A 4345-nucleotide genomic window follows, 5' to 3' on the forward strand; every position below is an offset into this window, starting at 1 on the left:
GAAAAAATTTACATCTATTACTACAAATATTTCAGTTCAGATATGAAGTGTGATCAACTTCACACATTGTTGACATGGCCAATCAATGGCAAAAGGACATAGACAAAGCCATCGCCACAAGCTCAAAATAGTGGCACCATTGCATATAGCCATCATCTACGCGTTAGTTCACAACCTCGAGAAAATCAACTAAAAGCTTGAAAAGCTTACTTATTGTTAGAAAACTCGGGAGATGTGTCTAAAATCCGCGTAAATGTTACCAATTGTCAGTCACAGATGAGAACCGGTGCTTTAACATCCCGATGTCAGCACCTAATTCGAGTCAACGCATGATGCTCTCAGGGAACTTGGCGACGAGAAGTCCGCGCCCGACAAATGATGAATCCGGTGTTCTTGCGCTGGGTCGTACACTGGGTGTGGCTGATCATTTCAGATCGCTGATCGCAAAGCACGTGCAGTCCGATATGATCCTGGAAACAGGTGCCTTCACTAGTTCGTATAAAGAACAAGGTTACATCGGTTCATATCGCGCCATTTTCCTCATCATCGATAGCCCACAGGCGCTCGAAGACAATCTGGCCCTGGTGCAGAACCTGCGCAATGACAACTTGAAACCGCTTATTTGCGCAGTCGTCACCGGCCGCGGTGCCGTCAACAAGATCAAATATTTCCTCGCCGGGGCGGATGCCTGTATCAAGCTCAACACATTGAGCGATGACAGCGAAGACTTGCTCGCGGAGTTCTTCAACAGCGAAGACTGGCAACGAGATATCAATCTCACGCTTGATCCGACGCGGATCTGCCTGATGGACAGTCGGCGCAAACTGGATATCTCTTTCGCCGAAATGAAGATCCTCGAGGCCTTTGCGCACACCGGCAATCACATTCTGAGTCATGATGAAATCGCCAGCATCATGGGCCTCAACACCCATTTCTACGACCCTCGGGCACTGGAAAAATCAATCAGTCGCTTGCGTGGAAAAATCAAGGACATGTATGGTACAAACGCGATTCAGAGCATCCGCGGCTACGGCTATCGCCTGATGCGGGGCCTGATATCGACTGCCTGAGTCTCGGGCAGTCTTCCCTTTTGCATACGTACGAAGGATCGTCTGATGCAGCCATATCGTTTCAATTGCGCCTCATACTTATTAAAACTCAAGCACTTGAATGAGCACGGCATCACGCCACATAACAATAAAACTCCATAACATAGCAGCAGATCGAGTGGAATTTATCGATGGCCATTTTCGGCCAGAACCCTGCCTACGATTACTTCCGAGGAAGTCATTGCTCGCCTGCCGATTTATCTTTTAGCCAATTTTGGTGTGTATTTAGGAGAGAGACATGGAAACGAGTACAACCCTCCCCAGAAAATATTTTGTTGTTGTGACGCACAGCACAACGTCGCAACGTGAACTGGAAAGTATCTTGTCCAGCGAGCGTTTCAATTCGTTTGGCACGTCGCAGGCACAAATGTTTGTTGAAGGTGTTGCTTCGCCCTCTTCCGCCCCGATGGTCATGGAGTTCAGTTACCCAAGCCTCAGCCGAAAGAATGTTGCGCGCAGTATCGAACATGATACCCAACGCATACTGGCCACTCTTGAAAATGAATGGCGAGCCGCGCAGACAGACAATCCGTTTCAAAGCTTCCCGACCCGCAGTGCAGAACGCGCTCATATCTCCAATGTCAGCGAGAGCACTGAGCCTTGCAGCGACACCTGGCATCTTGACGATGAACAAGGCGTGTTGCTCAAGGACAATGTTGCGATCAGCCTGACTGGTTTGGAAACCGCTCTGGTCAGGAAAATGCTGAGCCATGAAGAGCGCGTGGTCAGTCGTGATGACCTGATCATCAGCATTGGCCGGGAACCCGAGCAATACCGTGGCCTGGAAATGTGCCTGAGCCGATTGCAGGATAAATTCAAGAGCGCAAGTAATGGCGAGCGATTGTTCCGAGCCGTAAGAAATCGCGGATATTGCCTGATTCAAGAAGTCGTTGCGTAACCGAAGAAGACCTTCAAACCGAGACAAACAGATATAAAGTGCGACTACAACAACAAGAAGAGCACTCTGTTTGGTTTTCCCTCCCTGATTCGATTAAAGCTTCCCTGCCTCCACCCATCAACAGTAACAAATACACCCTCGCTTTTTCATCCCCCGCTCTACGACCTTTTCTAACAGCCATCTATTTAATTATTAAAAAGTTGGCATTGTGCCATCTTGTTAGAACTCGTCAGACACCATTCCCGACAATAACTTAGTCTATTGGCTGACGACAGTTCGGCTCTCGATGTTGTTACCTCAAGACACTCGCTAAAACAAAAACAATAAGTCTGCATAACAACTCGGCTTTCAACTGTTGAAACCTGAATGGACGTCTTTTGGGGATATCGTATGGATCTTTCTCTCAGTATTAATCGAAGCACGGGCCTCAAGGGACTGACCTTTTGGGGCCAATGGGCGCTGGCACAGGCTTTCGTTGTGACGCTGCTGTTCATTCTCGCTGAACAGCACACCGGAACCGTCGCGTTCTACTACCGAATGTGCGCCACCCTTGCCGTCCTGGCCTCGGTGCCGGCTTACACATTCAGCGGCGTTTATCGCAAACGCGACAACTACCTGACCGGCCTCGGCCGCTTGTTCATGGGCTGGTCGATGACCATGGCCGCGCTGGCGTGCATCGCGTTTGTCTGCCAGGCCGATGAGCTGTTTTCCCGTCAGGTGATTCTCAGCTGGGCGGTGTATGGCTTCCTCGGTCAGGCGTTCCTCTACGCGCCGCTGCATGCGTTTTCCAAGTACTACCAGCGTTCGCGTAAAAGCGAACACCGCACGCTGATTGTCGGCACCGGCGAACTGGCGTTGGGCCTGGCGAAGAAACTCAGCCAACTGGAAAACCTGCCGCTGATTGGTCTGGTCAGCAACGGTGACAAACCGGTCCTCGCTTCCGACGCACCGCGTGTCGTTGGCGCTCAGGACGAGTTGCTCGAGCTGATCGAAGCCCACGACATTCGTCGCCTCTACATTACCCTGCCGCTGTGCGAAGCCGCGAAGATCGAAGCGATGTATGTCGATTTGCTCGGGGCCAACGTCGATGTGGTGTGGGTGCCGGACTTGAACAGCCTGACCCTGCTCAATCATTCGGTGAAAGTCGTGGACGGCCTGCCGGCGATCTACTTGAACGAAAGTCCGCTGACCAGCCGCCCCACCGCTGCCCTGAGCAAGAGTCTGGTTGAAAAAACCGTGGCATTCCTGGCGATCATCGCGCTCAGTCCGCTGCTGTTGATCATCGCTCTGGCGGTGAAAATCAACTCGCCCGGCCCGGTATTTTTCAAGCAGGACCGCCATGGCTGGAACGGCAAGGTGATCAAGGTCTGGAAATTCCGCTCGATGCGTGTCCACGATGACCGCGAAGTGAAACAGGCCAGCCGCAATGACTCGCGCATTACCGCAGTAGGCCGTTTTATTCGCCGCACTTCCCTCGATGAGTTGCCGCAACTGTTCAACGTGTTGCAGGGGCACATGGCGCTGGTGGGTCCACGGCCGCATGCGGTGGCGCACAACAATTACTACTCGGGCAAGATCCTCGCTTACATGGCGCGTCACCGAATCAAACCGGGGATCACTGGCCTGGCACAGATCAGTGGCTGCCGCGGTGAGACCGACACCATCGACAAGATGCAAAAGCGTGTCGAGATTGACCTGCAGTACATCAACAGTTGGTCGTTGTGGCTGGATCTGAAGATCCTGGTGAAAACGCCGTTTACGTTGTTGTCGAAGGATATTTACTGAGGCTCAGCGCTGCAGATCACAAGGGGACGAAAGTCCCCTTTTTTGTGGCCGGGATTTGGGTAACCAGTATCGACTCCAGGTGCGCCCCTGTGGGAGCGAGCCTGCTCGCGATGGCGGTGGGTCAGTCAATGATGATGTCGGCTGACACGACGCTATCGCGAGCAGGCTCGCTCCCACAGGGAGTTTGGGTGATGACCAGGATGTGTGGCGTGATGCCGTCCAATTGTGGGAGTGAGCCTGCTCGCGAAAGCGCTGGGTCAGGCGATGGAGATGTTGGATGTGCCGGCGCCTTCGCGGGCAAGCCCGCTCCCACAGGGATTAGGGTTTGGGGGAAATTGTGGTGTAACACTCCCACAGAGGGGTTTGGGTTATGGCCGGGATGTGTGGCGTGATGCCGATTTACTGTGGGAGCGAGCCTGCTCGCGAAAGCGGTGTGTCAGGCGATGAAGATGTTGGATGCGCCGGCGCCTTCGCGAGCAGGCTCGCTCCCACAGACCAGCGCTTACTCGGTAATCTTCTCGAAGTTGCGATAGAACATGTCCCCTTCCCGGCT

General features: G+C 52.9%; 3 protein-coding genes. All 3 read left to right on the top strand.

Annotation, left to right across the window (positions count from 1 at the left end):
* Window positions 1–329 precede the first annotated feature (329 nt).
* The 3 genes from D6877_RS08240 (at window position 330) to D6877_RS08250 (ending at window position 3792) form a co-directional block, all read left to right on the top strand.
* Window positions 330–1070 carry a winged helix-turn-helix domain-containing protein gene (locus D6877_RS08240; RefSeq protein WP_130910449.1) on the top strand — a complete coding sequence of 247 codons (741 nt, stop codon included), beginning with the start codon at window positions 330–332 and terminating at the stop codon, window positions 1068–1070.
* 277 nt (window positions 1071–1347) lie between these two features.
* Window positions 1348–2007 carry a helix-turn-helix domain-containing protein gene (locus D6877_RS08245; RefSeq protein WP_041477289.1) on the top strand — a complete coding sequence of 220 codons (660 nt, stop codon included), beginning with the start codon at window positions 1348–1350 and terminating at the stop codon, window positions 2005–2007.
* A 390-nt stretch (window positions 2008–2397) separates the two neighbouring features.
* Window positions 2398–3792, top strand: coding sequence for an undecaprenyl-phosphate glucose phosphotransferase (locus D6877_RS08250; RefSeq protein WP_016775452.1), 1395 nt, complete (start codon window positions 2398–2400; stop codon window positions 3790–3792).
* The last annotated feature ends 553 nt before the right edge of the window (window positions 3793–4345 follow it).

Source organism: Pseudomonas sp. Sample_9 (assembly GCF_004307535.1).
Taxonomy (GTDB): Bacteria; Pseudomonadota; Gammaproteobacteria; order Pseudomonadales; family Pseudomonadaceae; genus Aquipseudomonas; species Aquipseudomonas mercuritolerans.